General features: G+C 70.0%; 23 protein-coding genes and 1 tRNA gene. 17 read left to right on the top strand and 7 right to left on the bottom strand.

Annotated elements, in window-relative coordinates:
• Window positions 1–44: 44 nt before the first annotated feature.
• A complete protein-coding gene (locus HDA41_RS14960; RefSeq protein WP_184984225.1) occupies window positions 45–455 on the bottom strand; it encodes an SsgA family sporulation/cell division regulator in 411 nt (136 codons plus the stop codon).
• A gap of 244 nt (window positions 456–699) precedes the next feature.
• Here HDA41_RS14960 and HDA41_RS14955 point away from each other — a divergent pair, with 244 nt between their 5' ends.
• A complete protein-coding gene (locus HDA41_RS14955; RefSeq protein WP_184984223.1) occupies window positions 700–2,370 on the top strand; it encodes an RDD family protein in 1,671 nt (556 codons plus the stop codon).
• Between the two features lie 118 nt (window positions 2,371–2,488).
• Entirely contained in the window at window positions 2,489–3,247 is a 759-nt protein-coding gene (locus HDA41_RS14950; RefSeq protein WP_184984221.1) for an RDD family protein, read from the top strand.
• A gap of 23 nt (window positions 3,248–3,270) precedes the next feature.
• Here the strand turns inward: HDA41_RS14950 and HDA41_RS14945 are convergent, their stop codons facing one another.
• On the bottom strand, window positions 3,271–3,549 hold the full coding sequence (locus HDA41_RS14945; RefSeq protein WP_184993408.1) for a hypothetical protein: 279 nt from the start codon (window positions 3,547–3,549) through the stop codon (window positions 3,271–3,273).
• 427 nt (window positions 3,550–3,976) lie between these two features.
• Between HDA41_RS14945 and HDA41_RS14940 the strand changes: the two genes are divergently transcribed.
• Window positions 3,977–6,322, top strand: a complete 2,346-nt coding sequence (locus HDA41_RS14940; protein WP_184984219.1) for an immune inhibitor A domain-containing protein — start codon at window positions 3,977–3,979, stop codon at window positions 6,320–6,322.
• A 122-nt stretch (window positions 6,323–6,444) separates the two neighbouring features.
• Window positions 6,445–6,789: a hypothetical protein gene (locus tag HDA41_RS14935; RefSeq protein WP_184984217.1), complete on the top strand. Its 345-nt coding sequence runs from the start codon at window positions 6,445–6,447 to the stop codon at window positions 6,787–6,789.
• Window positions 6,790–6,815: 26 nt separating this feature from the next.
• Here HDA41_RS14935 and HDA41_RS14930 read toward each other — a convergent pair whose 3' ends face one another.
• Window positions 6,816–7,406: an isochorismatase family protein gene (locus HDA41_RS14930; protein WP_184984215.1), complete on the bottom strand. Its 591-nt coding sequence runs from the start codon at window positions 7,404–7,406 to the stop codon at window positions 6,816–6,818.
• A 114-nt stretch (window positions 7,407–7,520) separates the two neighbouring features.
• A complete protein-coding gene (locus HDA41_RS14925; protein ID WP_184984213.1) occupies window positions 7,521–8,867 on the bottom strand; it encodes a nicotinate phosphoribosyltransferase in 1,347 nt (448 codons plus the stop codon).
• 97 nt (window positions 8,868–8,964) lie between these two features.
• Between HDA41_RS14925 and clpS the strand changes: the two genes are divergently transcribed.
• From clpS to HDA41_RS14895, 7 genes are all read left to right on the top strand, one after another.
• On the top strand, window positions 8,965–9,282 hold the full coding sequence (gene clpS, locus HDA41_RS14920) for an ATP-dependent Clp protease adapter ClpS (protein WP_030241710.1): 318 nt from the start codon (window positions 8,965–8,967) through the stop codon (window positions 9,280–9,282).
• A 32-nt stretch (window positions 9,283–9,314) separates the two neighbouring features.
• Window positions 9,315–9,923 carry a DUF2017 domain-containing protein gene (locus HDA41_RS14915; protein WP_184984211.1) on the top strand — a complete coding sequence of 203 codons (609 nt, stop codon included), beginning with the start codon at window positions 9,315–9,317 and terminating at the stop codon, window positions 9,921–9,923.
• A gap of 342 nt (window positions 9,924–10,265) precedes the next feature.
• Window positions 10,266–11,690 carry an amino acid permease gene (locus tag HDA41_RS14910; protein WP_184984210.1) on the top strand — a complete coding sequence of 475 codons (1,425 nt, stop codon included), beginning with the start codon at window positions 10,266–10,268 and terminating at the stop codon, window positions 11,688–11,690.
• 143 nt (window positions 11,691–11,833) lie between these two features.
• Window positions 11,834–12,256 (top strand): M67 family metallopeptidase, encoded by a 423-nt coding sequence (locus tag HDA41_RS14905; protein WP_086844176.1) that lies wholly within the window; start codon window positions 11,834–11,836, stop codon window positions 12,254–12,256.
• Window positions 12,257–12,364: 108 nt separating this feature from the next.
• Window positions 12,365–12,460, top strand: coding sequence for a putative leader peptide (locus tag HDA41_RS42270; protein ID WP_311772142.1), 96 nt, complete (start codon window positions 12,365–12,367; stop codon window positions 12,458–12,460).
• Window positions 12,461–12,574: 114 nt separating this feature from the next.
• Entirely contained in the window at window positions 12,575–12,853 is a 279-nt protein-coding gene (locus HDA41_RS14900) for a MoaD/ThiS family protein (RefSeq protein ID WP_059421375.1), read from the top strand.
• A 6-nt stretch (window positions 12,854–12,859) separates the two neighbouring features.
• Window positions 12,860–13,810: a PLP-dependent cysteine synthase family protein gene (locus HDA41_RS14895; protein ID WP_184984208.1), complete on the top strand. Its 951-nt coding sequence runs from the start codon at window positions 12,860–12,862 to the stop codon at window positions 13,808–13,810.
• A 388-nt stretch (window positions 13,811–14,198) separates the two neighbouring features.
• Here the strand turns inward: HDA41_RS14895 and HDA41_RS14890 are convergent, their stop codons facing one another.
• Window positions 14,199–14,642, bottom strand: a complete 444-nt coding sequence (locus HDA41_RS14890) for a type II toxin-antitoxin system PemK/MazF family toxin (protein WP_184984206.1) — start codon at window positions 14,640–14,642, stop codon at window positions 14,199–14,201.
• A gap of 762 nt (window positions 14,643–15,404) precedes the next feature.
• On the opposite strand from HDA41_RS14890, the gene HDA41_RS14885 reads away from it, so the two are divergent.
• On the top strand, window positions 15,405–15,722 hold the full coding sequence (locus tag HDA41_RS14885; protein ID WP_184984204.1) for a hypothetical protein: 318 nt from the start codon (window positions 15,405–15,407) through the stop codon (window positions 15,720–15,722).
• Window positions 15,723–16,542: 820 nt separating this feature from the next.
• Entirely contained in the window at window positions 16,543–17,295 is a 753-nt protein-coding gene (locus HDA41_RS14880) for an MBL fold metallo-hydrolase (RefSeq protein ID WP_184984202.1), read from the top strand.
• A gap of 76 nt (window positions 17,296–17,371) precedes the next feature.
• Here HDA41_RS14880 and HDA41_RS14875 read toward each other — a convergent pair whose 3' ends face one another.
• Complete coding sequence (locus HDA41_RS14875; protein WP_184984200.1) at window positions 17,372–18,634, bottom strand: PTS transporter subunit EIIC; 1,263 nt, start codon at window positions 18,632–18,634, stop codon at window positions 17,372–17,374.
• Between the two features lie 493 nt (window positions 18,635–19,127).
• Between HDA41_RS14875 and HDA41_RS14870 the strand changes: the two genes are divergently transcribed.
• The 4 genes from HDA41_RS14870 (at window position 19,128) to rdgB (ending at window position 21,507) form a co-directional block, all read left to right on the top strand.
• A complete protein-coding gene (locus tag HDA41_RS14870; RefSeq protein ID WP_086602225.1) occupies window positions 19,128–19,361 on the top strand; it encodes a PTS sugar transporter subunit IIB in 234 nt (77 codons plus the stop codon).
• A gap of 139 nt (window positions 19,362–19,500) precedes the next feature.
• Window positions 19,501–20,238 carry a ribonuclease PH gene (rph, locus tag HDA41_RS14865; protein WP_184984198.1) on the top strand — a complete coding sequence of 246 codons (738 nt, stop codon included), beginning with the start codon at window positions 19,501–19,503 and terminating at the stop codon, window positions 20,236–20,238.
• Between the two features lie 142 nt (window positions 20,239–20,380).
• Entirely contained in the window at window positions 20,381–20,779 is a 399-nt protein-coding gene (locus HDA41_RS14860) for a hypothetical protein (RefSeq protein ID WP_184984196.1), read from the top strand.
• Between the two features lie 125 nt (window positions 20,780–20,904).
• On the top strand, window positions 20,905–21,507 hold the full coding sequence (rdgB, locus tag HDA41_RS14855; RefSeq protein WP_184984194.1) for an RdgB/HAM1 family non-canonical purine NTP pyrophosphatase: 603 nt from the start codon (window positions 20,905–20,907) through the stop codon (window positions 21,505–21,507).
• Window positions 21,508–21,552: 45 nt separating this feature from the next.
• On the opposite strand, the gene HDA41_RS14850 is transcribed toward rdgB, so the two are convergent.
• Window positions 21,553–21,627, bottom strand: a tRNA-Leu gene (locus tag HDA41_RS14850).
• Between the last annotated feature and the right edge of the window lie 91 nt (window positions 21,628–21,718).

Here is a 21,718-nt window from a genome sequence, read left to right as displayed (position 1 = left end):
CCGTGTCCTTACCGGCCTTACGGACCTCACGGGCCTTACCGGCCTCACTGGGCGAGCAGTTGGGCCAGCTCGTCGTCGAGACCGAGCCGCTCCCCCTCCGTCCCCGGCGGGACCACCCGCAGCGTGCGCTCCAGCCAGGCCGACACCTGCGCCGCCGGGGCTTCCAGCAGGGCGTCCCCGTCGGGTGAACTCAGCGACACCAGCACCACGCCGCGCCCCTCGGCCTTCGTCGGCCACACCCGCACGTCCCCCCGCCCGCACGGCCGGAACACGCCCTCCACCAGCAGGTCCCGGGCGAACGTCCAGTGCACGGGGCGCGCGGAGTCGACGTGGAAGGTGACGTGCACGGCGTACGGATCGTCGGTGACGTACCCGAGCCGGGCCTGCACCGGGATCCGGCGCTGCGGCGACAGGACGAGTTTCAGCTCCAGTTCGCGTTCCACCACGGTGCGCATGGCGGTCTTCCCTTCTCTGCACGGCTGCCCGCGAGGGCCGGTCGACAGGAGAGAGCGCGCGGGGGCGGCGGCATTACGCGTGTTGCCGGAAGTTTTTTCGCACAGGGAGGCGTCGGGCCGTGCGATGCGTAGCACATCCGTGCTCGAAAGGGGTGGGTCCGGTGGGAGCGACGGTGGGGGTTGCGCACGTCTGATAGATGTGGAGGCCCCCATTTGGCCCTCGAGCAGATACGGGACGACGGAGATGAGCGCCCCAACCCCGGCCCCCGGTGACGACAGGCCCCGCGAAGGTTATTACCCGGACCCGTCCATTCCTGGATATGTCCGGTACTGGAACGGTGCGTCCTGGGTACCGGGCACCAGCCGTCCCGCGCCCAAGGACGGCGAGACGCTCGCGCCGCCGCCCGGCGCCGCCTCCCCCGGCTCGGGCTCCGGCTCGGGCTCGGTCGAGGAGACCGGCCCGCACTTCTTCGACGAGGATCCGAACGACGAGCCGTCCCCCGCCGACGCCCAGCACGGCAGCCGCCCCGAGCCCGCGACCGCCTGGGGCGCCGACCGCTCCCGTCAGTCGGGCTTCGGCGGCGACCAGGACCGCCGCGTCTCGTGGGGCGCACCGCAGGGCGCGCAGGGCGCAGCCCAGCAGGGAGCCGCTCAGCAGGGCGCCGACCCGCGGGTGCCACAGGCCGACCGGCAGCCGGTCGGCGAGTCCGCCCACCAGGGCGAATCCCCGTCGCCCGCCGACCAGGAGGCGAGCGCTGCGGAGGCCGGCAGCACGTTCGTCTTCCGCCGCCCGACCGGGAAGGGCGGGGGAGGGGCCCCCGCCGATGCCCCCGACGAGGGCACGATGACGTTCCGCGCGGTGTCGCCGCGTCCGGGCACGGCCGCGCCCGGGTTCGGTGCGCCGGCCGGGTCGGGCGGCTCCGGTGGCAGCTCGGCAGGGCCCGGTTTCGGCGCGCAGGGCGCGGCGGCGGGCTCCGGTGCCTCGGGCTTCGGCCCGGCGGGTACGGCGGGGTCCGGGTTCGGGGCCCAGGCCGCCCCGGCCGGCAGCCCGGCGGGACCCGCCTTCGGCGCGCCGGGTGGCGCGGCCGCCTCCGCCGAGGCCTCGAACCGCCCCGGCTTCGGCGCCGGGAAGGCCGCCGCCGCCCGGGCCGCCGCGCAGGCCGACCCCGGCGTCCAGGCCTCCGCAGCCGCCCCGACGGCACCGTCCGGGCCCCAGGCGGCGCCCACCGTCCTCCCGCAGTCAGGCGTGCCCCAGCCCGGCGGCCCCGCAGCCTCCGCCACCCCCCTCAGCGCCGGCCCTGGCGGCGGCCAGTCCTCCTGGGCGCAGCAGGTGCACCGGCTCGCCGGAGCGGGCGGCGGTGACGAGCAGCCCGTCGCACCCTGGAAGCCGCCGACCGAGGACATCTTCCAGGCGGCTGCCCGACGCCAGGCGTCGGCCCGCCCCGCGGGGCTCGGCAAGCGGCTGGCCGCCCGGCTGCTGGACACCCTCGTCCTCGCCGGCCTCACCGCCGGGGCCGCCGTACCGCTCGGCATCAAGGCGGTCGACCACGTCAACGAGAAGATCGAGGAGGCCAAGCTCTCCGGCGAGACCGTCACGGTCTGGCTGCTCGACGGCACCACATCGGCGTACCTCGGTATCGTCCTGGCCGTCCTGCTGCTCGTCGGCGTCGTCTCCGAGGTGCTGCCGACGGCCAAGTGGGGCCGCACCCTCGGCAAGAAGCTGATGGGGCTCGAAGTGCGGGACATCGAGGGCCACGACGCCCCCGAGTTCGGCGCGGCCCTGCGCCGCTGGCTGGTCTACAGCGTGCCCGGACTCCTCGTCGTCGGGATCGTCGGCATCGCCTGGTGCCTCTTCGACAAGCCGTGGCGCCAGTGCTGGCACGACAAGGCGGCGCACACGTTCGTGGCGGGCTGAGCAGCACCCGTACGCCGGCCGCCGGGCAGCGCCGTACCGCGACGGCACCAGGTGAATCCCTACCTCGGACGGCCGCCCGCCGGATGCGGAGCCGTGGAGTTCGCGGTCGACTCGGGCCATGAGCAGTGAACCGCCCCCCGGCTCCGGTCAGCAGCCCCCGGAAGACGATCCGTTCAGGAAGCGGCCCCCGGGCGAGCAGCCCGGCGAGGGCGCGGGCCCGCCCCGCGGCGACGAGCCCCCGCCGTACCCGGGCGGCGGCCAGAGCGGCGGTCCGGGCGGTGCCCCCGGCGGCGGCCAAGGCGGCCCTCCCCGTGGCGGCCCCTACGACGGGCCTCCCGGTGGCGGCCCCTACGACGGACCTCCCGGTGGCGGCCCTTACGGAGGTTCCCCCTACGGCGGCGGCTCCTACCCCACCGACCCCCTCGCCGGTATGCCTCCGCTCGCCGACAGCGTCAGACGCACGCTCGCCCGCATCCTCGACATGATCCTGGTAGGCGCCGTCGTCTGGCTGCTCACCTGGGGCTTCGACGTCAACGAGTACGACGTGGACAGTGACCGCATCGAGGTCGGCAAGTCCTTCTGGCAGTCGGCCGTCGCCGCCGTCCTCTACATCGCCTACGACACCCTCCTGACCGCGCGCACCGGCCAGACCCTGGGCAAGAAGCTGCTGCACATGCGGGTCGCCAACCTCGACAACGGCGCCACGCCCTCCGCGCAGAACGCGCTGATGCGCGCGGCGGTGCTGTGGATCCCCTTCGCCTTCTGCTGCGCCTGCGTCTGGACCGCGATCTCGGGAGGTTGGAGCTTCTTCGACCGGCCCTACAAGCAGGGCCTGCACGACAAGGCGGCCAAGACGGTGGTGGTCAGCACCGACTGAGGCACAGACGGATCAGGCGGCGGTCAGGAGACCGCCCGCTCACGCACCGGCTCCGGGGCCGGCGTGGTGACCGAGGCCCGTACGGGTTCCTCGGGGGCGGGCTGTTCGACCGCCGCAGGGCGTTTCCGGGACAGCGGCACCGTCATGGCGACCAGCAGACCGAGGGCGAGCGCCGCGACGGCGATGATCGCGATCCCCGCACTCGAACTCGTCTGTGACAGCAGCAGCATGGCGAGGGTCGAGAAGAACACGGTGCAGGAACCGTAGGCGAGCTGTGCGGCAGTCGGACGGGGCATGGCCATCATGTCCTCGAAAGTGGGGGTCCACAGGGGCGTCTTCCTGGCATTCCGCCAGCTTCCGGGCGTTCCGCCAAGCGACTCTAACCGGCAGGCTGCCCGAGTGGAACGCGTGGTAAGCGTGACCTAATCAACAGGACCGGAGCACAGGGGGCGCACGGAGTCATGGCGTCCACCTGGTGGACATATGCACGCGCCTGCCCGGGGACGGCCGCGGGTGTGGGCAAGGGCCCACCGGGACGGGTCGGTTGTCCGTAAAACGAACTTCGGCTCCGCATAGTGCACTTGACCTGTCCAAGTCAAGATCTGTCTTTTCTTCTCAAGCTCTAGTCAAATGTCGTCACTTGACTACACGCGTTGATCACGCGCGCGCGGACCTTCCACGACCAGGCCCCCTTCCTTCCGCGCGCTCGAACGCGGGGGAGGAACTCAAGTGACCAGTAGACCCTGGACGTTCAGAGCGGCCGCCATCACCGTGGCACTCGCGGCGGCCACCGCCTCTACCTACGGTGTGGCCCAGGCCGAGGACGCCTCCGCTCCCAGGCCCACCACCGTGGACCGGCACGACCCGGCGGAACACGACCACGCCGAGCATGACCTCGACGGCCCGCTGAGCAAGACTCAGGAGGCCCAGCGCGAGGAAGCCCTGAAGCAGGTCATATCGGGCGATGCCACGGTCAAGAACCGTGACGGCTCGAAGGTCGTGCAGCTGAAGAGCAAGAAGGGCAAGAGCAAGTACGTCGAGCTCGGCCGCGAGAAGACCGACAAGATCTTCACGATCCTGGTCGAGTTCGGCGACAAGGTCGACAGCCGCTACGGCGGTACCCCGGGCCCGCTGCACAACCAGATCGCCAAGCCGGACCGTACCAAGGACAACTCGACGGCCTGGCAGGCTGACTACAACCAGCGGCACTTCCAGGACCTGTACTTCGGCACCGGCAAGGGTGTCGAGTCGATGAAGAAGTACTACGAGAAGCAGTCCTCGGGCCGCTACTCGATCGAGGGCGAGGTCTCGGACTGGGTCAAGGTCCCCTACAACGAGGCCCGCTACGGCTCCAACAAGTGCGAGCCCGACAACTGCGCCTGGTACGCGGTCGCCGACGGCGTGAGCGCCTGGGTCTCCCAGCAGAAGGCGGCTGGGAAGACCGACGCCGAGATCAAGGCCAAGCTCGCCGAGTACGACCAGTGGGACCGCTACGACCACGACGGTGACGGCGACTTCAACGAGCGCGACGGCTACATCGACCACTTCCAGGTCGTGCACGCCGGCGAGGACGAGTCCGCGGGCGGCGGCGCCCAGGGCGAGGACGCGATCTGGGCCCACCGCTGGTACGCGTTCGGCACGGACTCCGGTGCCACCGGCCCCGACGACAACAAGCTCGGCGGCACCCAGATCGGCGACACCGGCATCTGGGTCGGCGACTACACCATCCAGCCGGAGAACGGCGGACTCGGCGTCTTCGCCCACGAGTACGGCCACGACCTCGGCCTGCCGGACCACTACGACACCAACGGCGGCGAGAACTCCACCGGCTTCTGGACCCTGATGTCCTCCGGCTCCTGGCTGGGCACCGGCAAGGACACCATCGGCGACCTGCCCGGCGACATGACCGCCTGGGACAAGCTGCAGCTCGGCTGGCTCGACTTCGACACCGCCAAGGCCGCGACGAAGTCGAAGCACAAGCTGGGCGTCGCCGAGTACAACACGAAGAACAAGCAGGCCCTCGTGGTCGAGCTGCCCGAGAAGCGGGTCACCACCGAGATCGTGGCGCCCGCGCAGGGCGCGAACCAGTGGTGGAGCGGCAGCGGCAACGACCTCGCCAACACGCTGACCCGCTCCGTCGACCTCACCGGCAAGGCGTCGGCCGCCCTCACCCTCGACGGCTGGTACGACATCGAGGCCGGCTACGACTACCTCTACGCCGAGGTCTCGACCGACGGCGGCGCCAACTGGACCGCCCTCGACGGCACGGTGGACGGGCAGCCGATCCCGCGCGACGGCAGCGGCAAGCCGGCCCTGACCGGCTCGGCCGACGCCTACAAGAAGCTGGCGTACTCCCTCGACGCCTACGCCGGCAAGAAGATCGACCTGCGCTTCCGCTACCAGACCGACGGCGGTCTGGCGCTGAAGGGCTTCACGGCCGACCAGATCACCGTCACCGCCGACGGCACCGGCCTCTTCTCCGACAACGCGGAGAGCGCGGACGCGGCCTGGACGGCGAAGGGCTTCTCCCGCATCGGCGCGGCGATCACGGACGACTACGCCCAGTACTACATCGCCGAGAACCGCCAGTACGTGTCGTACGACAAGACCCTCAAGGTCGGTCCGTACAACTACGGCTTCCTGACCACGCGTCCGGACTGGGTGGAGCACTACCCCTACCAGAACGGCCTGTTGATCTGGAAGTGGGACACCTCCCAGAAGGACAACAACACCAGCCAGCACCCGGGCACGGGGCTGCTCCTTCCCGTCGACTCCCACCCGACGGCGATGAAGTGGTCGGACGGCACGCTCATGCGCAACCGCATCCAGTCCTACGACTCGCCGTTCAGCCGGTACCGCACGGACGGCATCACGCTGCACAACGCGGACGTCGCGACGAAGATCCCGTCCTCCAAGGGGGTCCCGGTCTTCAACGACCGCACGAGCACGTACTACGACGAATCCAACCCCCGCGCCGGCGTCAAGATCACTGACACCAACACCAAGATCAAGATCGTCAAGGAGGCCAAGGACGGCTCCACGATCTCGCTCGAGGTCGGCCCGGCGGTGAAGTAGACGGCGTTTTACCAGGTCAGAGCATGATCGGCGGTGACCCACTGGCGGGTCGCCGCCGATTCGTGTTTAGGTGCGTCCTGTGGCTCTCTTATTGACACCGACCGACACGGGGGGATGAGCGCATGGCCGCAGGAGGCTTCTGCAAGCTGCCGAACGGCACGGTGGTGGTGGCACTGAACCTGCCCAGCCCCGCCGCCGACGGCCCCGGCGCCGTCCGCGTCCTCGTCCACTCCGTGAACCGCGCCCGAGCCCTGACCAGGCTCCGCAACCTCGGCCTGCGCTCGGTCTACCTGCGCGGCAACGCCGCCCCACCGACCCCCGACGAGATCACGGCGGTCCTCCACCACCCCGACGGCCTGATATGGCGCACGGCCCCTGACAACGGTGTCGTAGGCGGCCCGGACCTCGTCCTGGAACTGTGGCGCCCGATCAGAGCCCTCCTGCGCCACCCGACGGCCCAGACCTGACCCTCGGGGGCTACGGGGCTACCGGGTCACTGGACGACCGGCTTGCCCGACAGCTCCACGCCCGCCTCGCGCAGCTCCTCCAGGGCGCGCTCGGTGGTCTCCGGGGCCACCCCGGCCGTGAGGTCGAGGAGGACGTGGGTGCGGAAGCCCTCCTTCGCGGCGTCCAGGGCCGTGGCCCGGACGCAGTGGTCCGTGGCGACGCCGACCACGTCGACCTCGGTGACCTCGCGGGAGCGGAGCCAGTCGGCCAGTTTCGTGCCGTTCTCGTCCGCGCCCTCGAAGCCGCTGTACGCCGCCGCGTACGCGCCCTTGTCGAAGACGGCGTCGACGGAGCCGGACGCGACGGCGGGGGCGAAGTTCGGGTGGAAGCCGACACCCTCCGTGCCGGCGACACAGTGCGCGGGCCAGGAGCGGACGTAGTCGGGGTTGGTGGAGAAGTGGCCGCCGGGGGCGATGTGGTGGTCGCGGGTGGCCACGACGTGCTGGTAGCCGGATCCGGCCGCCTGGCCGATCAGCTCGGTGATGGCGGCAGCCACATCGGCACCGCCGGCCACCGCGAGGCTGCCCCCCTCGCAGAAGTCGTTCTGCACGTCGACGACGATCAAGGCGCGGCGCATGGTCGGTGTCCTTCGGCTATGAGGTCGGCAAGCCCGGCCGGTGAACTTCCGAGCCTATTGACATGGAGGAGGAGACGGGAGGGGGCAAGGATCGGCGCATCGCGGCACCATCCCCTAGCTACCCGAGGCCCCCTGCGCGTACTCCGTCGGAATGACGGGCTCTCCGCGCGAGAGCTGCGTGGCCGACACCGGGAGCCCCGCGCGCGCCGCCGCGTGCCGGTCCCGCGCCGCGTCCAGCGGCTCACGGGCGACGACCTCGCCGCCCTTGACCAGCTCGACCAGCAGCTGCCGGTCGGCCAGGTCGCCGGGCACCGGGCCGGTGCCGATCACTTCCGCCTCGGCCACCCCGTACGCGTCCAGCCGCCGCGCGGCCCACTTGCGCCCGCCCACGGACGTCTTGCCCCCGCTGGACTTCTTCGCCACCGGCACCAGCGGCGCCTTCGGGTCGGCGGACTCGGCCCGCGCGACCAGCTTGTAGACCATCGAGGACGTCGGGTGCCCGGACCCGGTCACCAGCTGCGTACCGACGCCGTACGCGTCCACGGGCGCCGCCGCCAGCGAGGCGATCGCGTACTCGTCCAGGTCCGAGGTCACGATGATCTTCGTGTCGGTCGCGCCCAGCTCGTCCAGCTGCTGGCGCACCCGGTGCGCCACCAGCAGCAGGTCGCCGGAGTCGATCCGCACCGCCCCGAGCCCGGTCCCGGCGACCTCGACGGCGGTACGGACTGCCTCCGCGACGTCGTAGGTGTCCACCAGCAGCGTCGTGCCCCGCCCCAGCGTGTTCACCTGGGCCTGGAAGGCGTCCCGCTCGCTGTCGTGCAGCAGGGTGAAGGCGTGCGCGGAGGTGCCGACGGTGGGGATGCCGTAGCGGAACCCGGCGGCCAGGTCCGAGGTGGTCGCGAAGCCGCCCACGTACGCGGCCCGGGACGCCGCCACCGCCGCCAGCTCGTGCGTGCGCCGGGCGCCCATCTCGATCAGCGGCCGGTCCCCGGCGGCCGACGACATGCGCGAGGCGGCCGCGGCGATCGCCGAGTCGTGGTTGAGGATCGACAGGATCACGGTCTCCAGCAGAACGCACTCGGCGAAGGTGCCCTCGACCCGCATGATCGGCGAGCCCGGGAAATACACCTCGCCCTCGGGGTAGCCCCAGATGTCCCCGCTGAAGCGGTAGCCGGCGAGCCAGTCGAGGGTCTCCTCGCCGACGATCTCGCGCTCGCGCAGGAAGTCCAGGACGCCCGCGTCGAAGCGGAAGTTCTCCACCGCGTCCAGCACCCGCCCGGTGCCCGCCACGACGCCGTAGCGGCGCCCGTTCGGCAGCCGCCGGGTGAAGACCTCGAACACGCTCCGCCGCTCGGCCGTGCCCGCCTCCAGGGCGGCCCGCAGCATCGTCAGCTCGTACTGGTCCGTGAAGAGCGCCGTCGAGGGAACATCCACCGGCAGCCCAAGGTCCGCTGTGTTCATGAGCGGGATCGTACCCCCATTTCGTCAGTTTGACGATTTGCATCAAGGCCCCCGGCTTCCAGGCCCGTTTGTGCGACTACCCCCCTCGGGTGGCAGCATGGGCACTGTGACGTCACCCGCGCCCCTGGAGATCGAACGGACCGAGTCGGCGGAGGAGGTCTTCGCCGTACCGGAGCCCGACCTCCCCTGGGTCACCATCGTCCACAACGACCCGGTCAACCTCATGAGCTATGTGACGTACGTCTTCCAGACGTACTTCGGCTACTCCAAGGACAAGGCCACCAAGCTCATGCTCGACGTCCACCACAAGGGCCGGGCGGTCGTCTCCAGCGGCAGCCGCGAGGAGATGGAACGCGACGTGCAGGCCATGCACGGCTACGGCCTGTGGGCCACCCTCCAGCAGGACCGCAAGTAGCCAGCTCCCCGCCCAGCAGCGAAAAGGCGTTCATGCCCGGAACCTTCGAACCGCTTCCCGGCGGCGGCGCGGCCGTCGCCCTCGACGACGTCGAGATCTCCATCATCCGGTCGCTGGCCGTCCAGCTCCTGGAGCTCATCGGCCCCGGCCCCGCCGAGGACGCCTCCGACGACCCGCTCGCCGAGCTGTTCGCGGAAGGCCCGAGCGAGCCGCCCGCCGACCCGGTGCTCAAACGCCTCTTCCCGGACGCCTACAGCGACCCCGAGCAGCCCGCCTCGCCCCGGGACGCCGAGGAGCGGCGGTCGTACTCCGCCGAGTTCCGCCGCTACACCGAGAACGATCTGCGGGCCGGCAAGCGGGACAACGCCCTCGCGGTGATCCGCTCCCTGGACGCGCTCTCCTCGGTCTCGGCCGGCGAGGGCGGCGCGGTGCTGAAGCTGTCGGTGGAGGAGTCCCAGCGGTGGCTGGGCGCCCTGAACGACCTGCGGCTCGCGATCGGCTCACGGCTGGAGATCGCCGACGAGGAGGACACCGACCTCCTCTACCGCCTCCCGGACGAGGACCCGCGCAAGCCGATGGTGATGGCCTACCTGTGGCTGGGTGGACTCCAGGAGACGCTGGTCGGAACCCTTATGCCCTGATCCGTGCAGGTTCTGTGACCGTCGGATGACCGATTCGTGTTCGCTCAGAGGACACTCAAATCCGGATAACGATCGCGTCACCGCGCCCGCCTCCTATGTCGACCTCGGGTGCGCTTTGTCCGTCTTTCCCTGTGTGGTGCGTCACAATCAGCCCGGGTGATCAGTGTTGCGACCGTGATAAATCTTCACGATCGCCCGGCCGACACCACCCGAATGTCCGGCCGGGTGCGCCACCGAGCCGGCAACCGCCGGCCAGGCACCACTCCAGCAATCCGGGGGGATCGAGACCCGATCCGAGGCCGACGAAGGCCGCGGGTCGGCATGGAGAAAGGCGCACCACACATGACCTCTGCGCAGGTCGACACGGAAAACGTGCCCGAAGAGGGGTACGAGCGCGGACTCGGCAGTCGCCAGGTCCAGATGATCGCGATCGGCGGCGCCATCGGCGTCGGCCTGTTCATGGGCGCCGGGGCGAACATCGCCAAGGCCGGTCCCAGCATCATCCTCATGTACGCCCTCGCGGGCGTAGTCATCTTCTTCATCATGCGGGCGCTGGGCGAACTGCTCCTCTACCGGCCCGTCTCCGGCTCCTTCGCCGAGTACGCCCGCGAGTTCCTCGGCCCGTTCTTCGGGTTCGTCACGGGCTGGACGTACTGGCTCATGTGGGTGGTCACCGGCATGGCCGAACTCACGGCCGCCGCGATCTACATCCACTTCTGGTTCCCGGAGATCCCGCAGTGGGTCAGCGCCCTGGTCTTCCTGGTGGTGCTCTTCGGCGTCAACCTGATCTCCGTCAAGATCTTCGGCGAGGTCGAGTTCTGGTTCTCGATGATCAAGGTCACGGCCATCATCGGCATGATCGTCATCGGCCTCGGCGTGCTCACCCTCGGCTTCTCCGACGCCGGTGACACCGCCACCGTCTCCAACCTCTGGTCGCACGACGGCTTCTTCCCGAACGGCATCGGCTCCAGCCTGATGACGCTCCAGGGCGTCATGTTCGCCTACCTCGCCGTCGAGCTCGTCGGCGTCACCGCGGGCGAGTCCGAGAACCCCGAGAAGACCCTGCCCAAGGCCATCAACACCCTGCCCTGGCGCATCATCGTCTTCTACGTCGGCTCGCTCCTGGTGATCCTCTCCGTGGTCAAGTGGACCGAGTTCTCCGCCGGCGAGAGCCCGTTCGTCCACGCCTTCGGCGAGATCGGCATCCCGCTCGCCGCGGGCATCGTCAACTTCGTGGTGCTCACCGCGGCCCTGTCGTCCTGCAACTCGGGCATGTACTCGACCGGCCGGATGCTGCGCGACCTGGCCTCCAACAGCGAGGCGCCGCAGGCGTTCGGCAAGCTCAACGCCCGCAAGACGCCCGCCGTCGGCATCACGGTCTCCGTGGCGCTCATGGGCATCGGCGTCGTCCTGAACTACGTCGTCCCGGAGAAGGCGTTCCTCTACGTCACCTCCGTCGCCACCGCGGCCGGCATCTGGACCTGGATGATGATCCTGGTCAGCCACATCCGCTACCGCGCCGCGGTCGACGCGGGCCGGCTGCGCGCCTCGTCCTTCCCCGCCCCCGGCGGGGCGCTCTTCAGCTGGGTCGCGCTGCTCTTCCTCGTCGGCGTGACCTGCATGATCGCGTACGACAAGGACGCGCGGGTCTGCCTGTACGTCGCGGCCGGCTGGGCCGTCGCCCTGGGCATCGGCTGGGCGGTGCTCAAGAGCCGCAACCCGCAGATCGCCGAGCGCGGCGACGCGGAGTTCGAGAAGGTCGGCTGAGCCGGCTGACGAACCAGCCAGGACGCCCAGCCGCAGGGAGTACTCGTGGCACCCCCTGCGGCTGCCGCTCAGGGCGTCCGGCATGTGGGCCGTTCCGTACCAGCCATCGGTACGGAACGGCCCTTCTGCTTATCCTGACGAGCATGCTGACCATCACCCAGGCCCTCGTCGACCAGATCGTCGCCCACGCGCGCAAGGACCACCCCGACGAGGCGTGCGGCGTCGTGGCGGGCCCGGCGGGCTCGGACCGCCCCGAGCGCTTCATCCCGATGCTCAACGCCGCCATGTCACCCACGTTCTACGAATTCGATTCCGGCGACCTGCTCAAGCTCTACCGCGAGATGGACGACCGTGACGAGGAGCCGGTGGTCATCTACCACTCCCACACGGCGACCGAGGCCTACCCCTCCCGCACCGACATCTCGTACGCGAACGAGCCCGGCGCGCACTACGTCCTCGTCTCCACGGCCGACACCGACGGGGCCGGCGAGTTCCAGTTCCGCTCGTTCCGGATCGTGGAGGGCGAGGTCACGGAGGAGGAGGTCGAGATCGTCGAGGCGTACTGAGCGGGTCCGGACGGGGCTGAACAGGGCGGTCTCACTCTCCGGCCTGACATCGTCCGCGATGTGGGATCACATTCCAGGACCCGGACCGGGAATCGATACGATGAGCCCATGGTTTTCCACGACGTGAGCGACAAGACGCCGGGCCTGCTGCTCGTTGCGCGGCTGCACGTCGACCTGTGCAGGATCGCCAGCGCCATCTGTTGACGCCGACCCCTGCCGCCGTACGGCCGTGAGCCGCGGCGCTGCACACACGCACCACCCCGCTGTTCCTGCGCTGCCGCGCGCCCGACTGACTACTCCCGACAGGAGCCCTGAGCCATGGCCATCGAGGTCCGCATCCCGACCATCCTCCGCCAGTACACCGACGGTCAGAAGGCGGTGGAGGGCAGCGGTGACACCCTCGCCGAGCTGTTCGCCGACCTCGAGACGCGACACGCCGGCATCCAGGCCCGCATCGTGGACGGCGACCAGCTGCGCCGCTTCGTCAACGTCTACCTGAACGACGAGGACGTGCGCTTCCTCGACGGCATCAACACCAAGCTGACGGACGGCGACAACGTCACGATCCTGCCGGCCGTGGCCGGCGGCATGGTCTGATCACCGATGCGATACGACTCACCCCTGGCCGCGGTCGGCAACACCCCCCTGGTGTGCCTGCCGCGGCTGTCGCCGTCCGCCGACGTGCGTATCTGGGCGAAGCTGGAGGACCGCAACCCGACCGGGTCGGTCAAGGACCGCCCGGCCCTGCACATGATCGAGCAGGCGGAGAAGGACGGCCGCCTGACCCCGGGCTGCACCATCCTGGAGCCGACCAGCGGCAACACCGGCATCTCCCTGGCCATGGCGGCGAAGCTCAAGGGCTACCGCATCGTGTGCGTCATGCCGGAGAACACCTCGCAGGAGCGCCGGGACCTGCTGGCCATGTGGGGCGCCGAGATCATCTCCTCCCCGGCCGCGGGCGGCTCCAACACCGCCGTGCGCGTCGCCAAGGAGCTCTCGGCCGAGCACCCGGACTGGGTGATGCTCTACCAGTACGGCAATCCGGACAACGCGGGCGCCCACTACGCGACGACGGGCCCCGAGATCCTCGCGGACCTGCCCTCCGTCACCCACTTCGTGGCGGGCCTCGGCACCACGGGCACGCTCATGGGTGTGGGCCGCTACCTGCGCGAGAACAAGCCGGACGTCCAGATCGTCGCGGCCGAACCGCGCTACGACGACCTGGTCTACGGCCTGCGCAACCTCGACGAGGGCTTCGTCCCCGAGCTGTACGACGCGTCAGTCCTGACCACCCGCTTCTCGGTCGGCTCCGCGGACGCGGTCACCCGCACCCGCGAGCTGCTCCAGCAGGAGGGCATCTTCGCCGGCGTCTCCACGGGCGCCGCGCTGCACGCCGCGCTCGGCGTGGGCCGCAAGGCCGTGAACGCCGGCGAACCCGCGGACATCGTCTTCGTCGTCGCCGACGGCGGCTGGAAGTACCTGTCGACGGGCGTCTACACGGCAGCCACGACGGAAGAGGCCATCGAGACGCTCCAGGGACAGCTCTGGGCGTAGCGACGGCGGACACACGCGCGAGAGAAGGGCCGGAGTGAGCACTCCGGCCCTTCGGCATCCCCAGGGGCCATGGTTCCGGCGATAGCCCGGCCGGGCGACGGTGGCTCGGTGTCGGATCGGGGTTTCGGGGGTGGTGCGGCGGCGGGCCGGGGCTTCGGCCCGGTCCGGTTCGCCGTTTCACCAGGCCTGCGGCATCGGCGGTAGCCCGGCTGCGGGCCGGTGGCTCGGCGTGGCTTGGGGGCCGAAGTTCCGGCGGCAGCCCGGCCGCGCGCCCGGGCCCCGGCCCGGCTCAGTTCGTGGGTCGCCGACAGCAACCCGGCCGTCGTGGGCGGCCCCCGGGCAGTCCGGTGGTGTGTTCCCGCGCCGGCCGGAAAGGGAGCTCCGGGTCTCAGCCGGCCAGGTACCGGACCTGGTCCCACAGCGCCGGGTCCACCACTCCGACCCGCCTCCGGAAGCCCCACACGGGGACCTCGCGCAGCTCGTCCGTCTCCAGGAAGCTCGCGCGGCCCTGGGTGTCGCCGACCGAGCCAGGAGGGAGGGGGATCACGCCGGTGCGCTCGTGCCGGAACCGGGTGGTGATCTTCGCGACGGTCGCCCGTTCCCCGCGCACCGCCAGCACCAGGCACGGCCGGTCCTTCGTACGGGCCTCGTCCTCGTACGGAACGTCCGCCCACCAGATCTCCGCCGGCTGCGGCAGCCCCGCCACCGTGGCGGTCCCCACCGCCGTCCGGCCCCGCCGCGCCGACGACCGCCGTCCCCAGCCGTCGACGAGCGTGGCGACGAGCGCGAGCAGTACCACCGCGGCGAGCGCCAGCCACCAGGACGTGTCCATACGGAGACGGTACCGGCGCCATCCCTCCCCCGCGCCCCCCTCGCAAGGATCACGCCGGGCGCTGCCGGCAGAACCAGGGGCTCTTCCGGTCATTCCTCCGGAGCCAGGGCGGCTGCATGGTCGCCAGTTCGATGCTTCGTGCCCGCCGCAGCCAGCGGGCCACGACAGGTCAACGCCGGGAGGCCGTGGTTGCGGCCGCCGTGGGTCGACTGCCACTGAACGGCCGCGCCTCCCTGTCGGGTCCAGGGACAGCGCGGCCGAGAGGCCGTCGCTCCGCTTATTGCACGCCAGGCTCGTCCTCCGCCACCATCGCGCCGTAGCGCGCAGGTCCTGAGCTGCGGGCTCAGACCGGTATCCACTGGGACAAGGTTGAAGTGGTGCGTGAACTGCTGCGCATGGTCATCGTGTTCGAGAGCGGCGACGCCACCCTGCGCCGATGTGGAGCATTCGGGGAGATCCATCGGGGGAGCGCCCAACTGGCGTTCTACGGGACCAAACGATCTTGACGGACCGTCGGTCGCCCTGATGCGCTGACACAGCCGATCGGGGGATGGCATGTTCTGCGCTTCCGAGTTGGCGCATGCATCTGACCAGCTCCCCAGGAGTAGCGCTCATGAAGAAAGTCGCCCATCTCGCCCTCGCGGCGCTGAGCACGGTCTCGCTCGTCGCCACGGTGAACCGCGACGCCACTTCGCCGGCCTGCTGATCGCCGGTGATCTTGCGGCCGACGCCCACTGAGGTGATATCCGGATCCTCCAGCAGGTGCGGGCCCCGGACGCGGATGAGGGCGAGCGCCTCTTCGCCGAGGCTGTCTTCGACGCGGACTTCGGTTGCGGTGTCTTCGAGACGGTCTTCTTCGCGTTCGTGGTTCTGGCGGCCATGCGGGCCACATCCCTTCGTGGGCGAGAGGGCACGGGAGAGGCGCCGGGGGTGGGCGGCACCGGCACGTGGGAGCCGCGCGCAGTCGCGGTCCGCAGCGGCGACGCTCACCGACAATGCCTTTTCCTGGGGGCATCCGGTCGCGGCATCGTTGATCCGACGAATAGCGCCATGAAAGGTGTTTGGGGAGCGAATTACTGATTCGGCGGGCTTTTCTTTGAATCCGACGTCAGTTATTCCCGGCGCATGCCTTCCCGGAGTCGGAGAACTCGTGAAGGCCGGTTTTCGTCCCTCATACCCATGATGGTCGAGGGAGCGAAGAGGCAAGTCGCGCAATTCTGGATACGTAATACTGCGCACAGAACTCAGTTGCAGCGAACGATCCGGTACCGAGCATGAGCGCGAGGAATACCGCGGTGAGTGGCTGGGCGTGGGCACATCGACGTCCTCCGTCGTACGGTTGAGGTGCAGATACAGCGGGCGATCCCGGCGTGGTCGTATGCCCGCCCAAGACGAAGCGTTCCTATAGGACGGTGCCCGTACCGCAGAGCGTCATCGATGCCTTGGCCGCTCATCTGAAGGCGTACCCGGTCGGCCAGGACGGCTTCGTGTGCGCGGCCCCCCGTCAACGCGGACCACTTCGCCGACACCGCGTGGCGTCAGGCGGTCAGGGTGACCGGGCTGCCGAAGACCGTGGAAGCGAGGATGGGCGACACCGTGGCCGTGGTGATGGCGATCTACGCGCACCGGTTAAGGAACACCGACGGGGACACCCGCGAGGCAGCGGAGGAGTTCCTGTCCGATGCCGCGTGATGTGCCCTCGATGGGCCCTCGATGTGCTCTCGGATCCTGGCCGAACAGCTGAACGCCAGGTAGCCCGGATCGTAGCGCCGCTCAGGTGAGTTCGCCCACAACAGCCCTTGGCGGAGGAGCGACCGGGGGTTTTGCGCCTTACGCTCGACGCACCGCACGACCCCCGACGCCCCTCTCAGTCATCCCCGCCAGCGGAGGTTTCTGCTTCATGAAGCTCACCGTCGTCGGCTGCTCGGGGTCGTTCCCGTCCGTGGAATCGGCCTGCTCGAGCTACCTCGTCGAGGCCGACGGCTTCCGGCTGCTTCTCGACCTGGGCAACGGTGCCCTGGGCGAGCTGCAGCGCCACTGCGGTCTCTACGACCTCGACGCGATCTTCCTCAGCCACCTGCACGCCGACCACTGCATCGACATGTGCGCGTACTTCGTCGCGCGCTACTACCGCCACGACGGCGGCCGCTGCGATCCGCTCCCCGTCTTCGGACCGGAAGGCACGGAACACCGGCTGACCACCGCCTACGCGGACACCCCCTCCGCCTCCTCCATGAGCGAGGTCTTCGACTTCCACACGGTCAAGCCGTCCACGTTCGAGATCGGCCCGTTCACGGTGCACACCGAGCGCGTGGCCCACCCCGTGGAGGCGTACGGCATCCGCGTCGAACACGGCGGCAAGGTCCTGACGTACTCCGGCGACACCGGTGTGAGCCCTGCCCTGGACGAACTCGCCCGGGGCGCCGACCTGTTCCTGTGCGAGGCGGCGTTCACGCACGGCAAGGAGAACATCCCCGACCTGCACCTCAACGGCCGCGAGGCGGGCGAGACGGCGGCCCGGGCAGGTGCCCGGCGGCTGGTCCTCACGCACATCCCGCCGTGGACGGACCCCCAGGTCAACCTGGCCGACGCCAGCGCGGTCTACGACGGTCCCGTGGACCTCGCGGCACCGCGACAGACGTACGAGATGTAAGGGGCCTGTCCGGCACCCGAGCACGACGAGGCCCCGGAACCCAAGAAGCGGTTCCGGGGCCTTCAGCGTGTGCGGGCTACTTCGCCTCCGCCTTCTGGAGCTCGGCGAGTTCCTCGTCGGACTCGCGGCCCGGCGTCGGCAGGTTGAACTTGGTGATCGCGAAGCGGAAGACCACGTAGTAGACCGCCGCAAAGCACAGGCCCACCAGGGCCAGGCCCCACGGGTTGGTCGCGATGCCCAGGTTCAGGAAGAAGTCCACCGCGCCGGCCGAGAAGCCGAAGCCGTCCTTCATCCCCAGGGCCCAGGTCAGCGCCATCGAGACACCGGTGAGCACGGCGTGGATCGCGTACAGCACCGGGGCGATGAACATGAACGTGAACTCGATCGGCTCGGTGACACCCGTGACGAACGAGGTCAGCGCGAGGGAGAACATCATGCCGCCGACGACCTTGCGGCGCTCGGGCCGGGCGCAGTGCACGATCGCCAGGCAGGCGGCGGGCAGGGCGAACATCATGATCGGGAAGAAGCCCGTCATGAACTGGCCGGCACTCGGGTCGCCCGCCAGGAACCGGGCGATGTCGCCGCTCTTGCCCTCGTAGGTGCCGGCCTGGAACCAGGGGAAGGAGTTCAGCAGGTGGTGCATGCCGATCGGGATCAGCGCGCGGTTGGCGACACCGAAGATGCCCGCGCCGACGGCCCCGGAGCCCACCAGCCACTCGCCCACGTTGTGCAGGGCCGTGCCGAGGACCGGCCAGATGTAACCGAAGACGATGCCGATGACCAGGCCCGCGAAGGCGGACAGGATCGGGACCAGGCGGCGACCGCCGAAGAAGCCCGCCCAGTCGGGCAGCTTGGTGCGGTAGAAGCGCTGGTAGAGCAGGGCGACGACGAGGCCCATCACCACACCGCCGAGCACCTTGGCGTCCACCGGCGCGTCCGTCATGACGACCTTGCCGTCGACGGCGGTCGCCACCTTGGGCAGGCTCGGGTCGGTGAACGTGGCCAGCACGTTCTTGAAGACCAGGTAGCCGACGACGGCGGCGAGAGCGGTCGAGCCGTCCGACTTCTTCGCGAAGCCGATCGCGATGCCCACGGCGAACAGCAGCGGCATGTTGTCGAGGATCGCGTTGCCGCCCGCGGTCATGAAGCTCGCGATCCTGGTGATGAACTCCGGGAACGACTCCCGCCCCAGCATGTCGGCGTTGCCGAGGCGGACCAGGAGCGCGGCGGCCGGCAGCACGGCGACGGGCAGCATGAGGCTGCGGCCGATTCTCTGCAGGACCGCCATCACCGCAGACCCCTTCTTCGGGCTCGCGGGCGCGGCTGTGGCTGTGGACATGAACTTCCTCCATGGGGCACGGCGCCGCCCAGGGAAGAGTTCGACGGGGGACGGCGGCGTCTCAAAAGGGGAACGCGGTTCAAAAGGGAAACGCGGTCAACACCGCGCGACCTCCACCGGTGAGTGGTGTAGACCAGTTGTAGCACGGTAGGCCGAACGAGTGGAACCCGCCAAATTCCGCCCGCTCCGGCGATCATGCCTTGGCGCTGTCCTCGACTTCCTCCTCGGGCTCGCGCCCCGGAGCCTTCAGGTCGAGCTTCGTGATCGCGAAGCGGAAGATCACGTGTAGAGGAGCGCGAAGCCGTCAAGACCCCTGTCAGCAGCGCCATTCCGGTCCCCTTTGTCGAGAGGCGGGATCGTGGTGTAGACCAGTCGAACGGACGGTCGCACACTGACGTGACACCATCCTTCGGCACGCACGACATGACCGCTCGCAAAGTTGGGTCAACTGTGGGTTACTGCGACAAAGCGGTTCGGATCAGGGAGAACGAACATGGCCACCAAGGCTGAGAAGATCGTTGCCGGGCTCGGCGGCATCGACAACATCGAAGAGGTCGAAGGCTGCATCACCCGCCTGCGCACCGAGGTCGTGGACCCCGCCAAGGTCGACGAAACCGCCCTGAAGGCCGCCGGCGCCCACGGCGTCGTCAAGATGGGCACCGCGATCCAGGTCGTCATCGGCACCGACGCCGACCCCATCGCCGCGGAGATCGAAGACATGATGTGAAGCGCGGGGATCGTCCCGGGCTTCATCCCCTGACGGACCCCCCGAGGACACCCCTGACAGACCCCTCCGAGGTCAGTTGTGAGGGCCCCTTCCCACCGCGGGAGGGGCCCCTTCCGCATGTACGGATAGGCTCAGCGGCATGTCTCGAATCGACGGCCGCACCCCCCAGCAACTCCGCCCGATCACCATCGAACGCGGCTGGAGCAAGCACGCCGAAGGCTCCGTCCTCGTCTCCTTCGGCGACACCAAGGTCTTCTGCACCGCCTCCGTCACCGAAGGCGTCCCGCGCTGGCGCAAGGGCAGCGGTGAAGGCTGGGTCACCGCCGAGTACTCCATGCTGCCCCGCTCCACCAACACCCGCGGCGACCGCGAGTCCGTCAAGGGCCGCATCGGCGGCCGCACCCACGAGATCAGCCGCCTCATCGGCCGCTCGCTCCGCGCCGTCATCGACTACAAGGCGCTCGGCGAGAACACCATCGTCCTCGACTGCGACGTCCTCCAGGCCGACGGCGGCACGCGCACGGCGGCCATCACCGGCGCCTACGTGGCGCTCGCGGACGCCGTCGCCTGGGCCCAGCGCAAGAAGCTCATCAAGGCCGGCCGTCAGCCCCTGACCGGCACCGTCAGCGCCGTCTCCGTCGGCATCGTCGGCGGCGTCCCCCTCCTCGACCTCTGCTACGAGGAGGACGTCAAGGCCGACACCGACATGAACGTCGTCTGCACCGGCGACGGCCGCTTCGTCGAGGTCCAGGGCACCGCCGAGGCCGAACCCTTCGCCCGCGAGGAACTCGACGCCCTCCTCGACCTCGCCGTCGCCGGCTGCACGGAACTCGCCGCCCACCAGCGCACCGCGCTTGATACCGTCCTCGAAAAGTAAAGGGCGCGCCAAGACAGGTGCCCGGCGCGGGCAACCGTGCCGGGCACGCTCGCGTCTGAAGGAGTACGGGCGCACGGCTCATCCCTGTGCGTCCGGCCAGCCACACGGGCCGCCCGGCCCGACCGACGAGAGGGACCGTTCCATGGCCGCGAGCCGCCGACGCCGCACTGCAGCCGTCGCCGCCACCCTGGCGGCCGTCGCGCTGACCGCCGGACTCACCACCGGCTGCGCCGCCGTCGACAAGGCGATGGACTGCGTCCAGACCGCCGACGCCATCGCCGACAGCGTCACGGAACTCCAGCAGGCCGTCGACAACGCGGCCAACGACCCGACGCAGCTGGACGAGTCCCTCGACTCCATCGACAAGAACCTGGACAAGATCGGCGACAAGTCCGACAACGCGGACGTCAGCAAGGCCGTCGACGACCTCAACCAGGCCGTCGGCAACGTCCGTACGGCGATCAAGAACGGCGACGAAACGCCCGACATCAGCCCGGTCACGGACGCGGCCGGCGAACTGACCAAGGTCTGTACGCCGTAGCGCTGCGCCGGCCGCTGATCGCGCGGTTCCCCGCGCTCCTGACGGGCCGCGCCCCCTACGGGCCGCGCTCCTGACGGGCCGCGCCCCCTACGGGGCGCGCCCGGTGCTGCGGCAATACTGGGGCCATGACCCGCTTGATCCTCGCCACGCGCAACGCCGGAAAGATCACCGAGCTCCGGGCGATCCTCGCCGAAGCCGGGCTGCCGCACGAACTCGTCGGCGCCGACGCCTATCCGGACATCCCCGACGTCAAGGAAACGGGCGTCACCTTCGCGGAGAACGCGTTGCTGAAGGCCCACGCCCTGGCCCGGGCGACGGGCCTGCCCGCGGTCGCCGACGACTCCGGCCTGTGCGTCGACGTCCTCAACGGCGCCCCCGGCATCTTCTCCGCCCGCTGGTCGGGCCGGCACGGCGACGACAAGGCCAACCTTGACCTCCTCCTCGCCCAGCTCTCGGACATCGCCGACGAACACCGAGGCGCCCACTTCGCCTGCGCGGCGGCGCTGGCCCTGCCGGACGGTACGGAGCGGGTCGTGGAAGGCCAACTGCGGGGCGTCCTGCGCCACGAGCCCACCGGCACCGGCGGCTTCGGCTACGACCCGATCCTCCAGCCGGAGGGCGCGACCCGGACCTGCGCGGAGCTGACCCCGCAGGAGAAGAACGCGATCAGCCACCGGGGAAAGGCGTTCCGGGCGCTCGTGCCGGTCGTGCGGGAACTGCTTGGCTGACGGCACGCAGAAGGGCGCCCCACCGAGTGGGGCGCCCTTCGTGGATGAGCCCGGTGGGACTCGAACCCACGACACACCGGACCTAAACCGGCGCCCTCTTGCCAGCTGGGGTACGGGCCCACAGCGCTGCCCACTCTACTTGGCGCGGTGGGCCGCCCGTCGGCCTCCTCGGCATCACGCCCCTGGTGATCGCTCGAACTCTTCGAGCGAG

Source organism: Streptomyces caelestis (assembly GCF_014205255.1).
GTDB lineage: Bacteria > Actinomycetota > Actinomycetes > Streptomycetales > Streptomycetaceae > Streptomyces > Streptomyces caelestis.
This window is presented reverse-complemented; position numbering and strand designations above follow the sequence as displayed.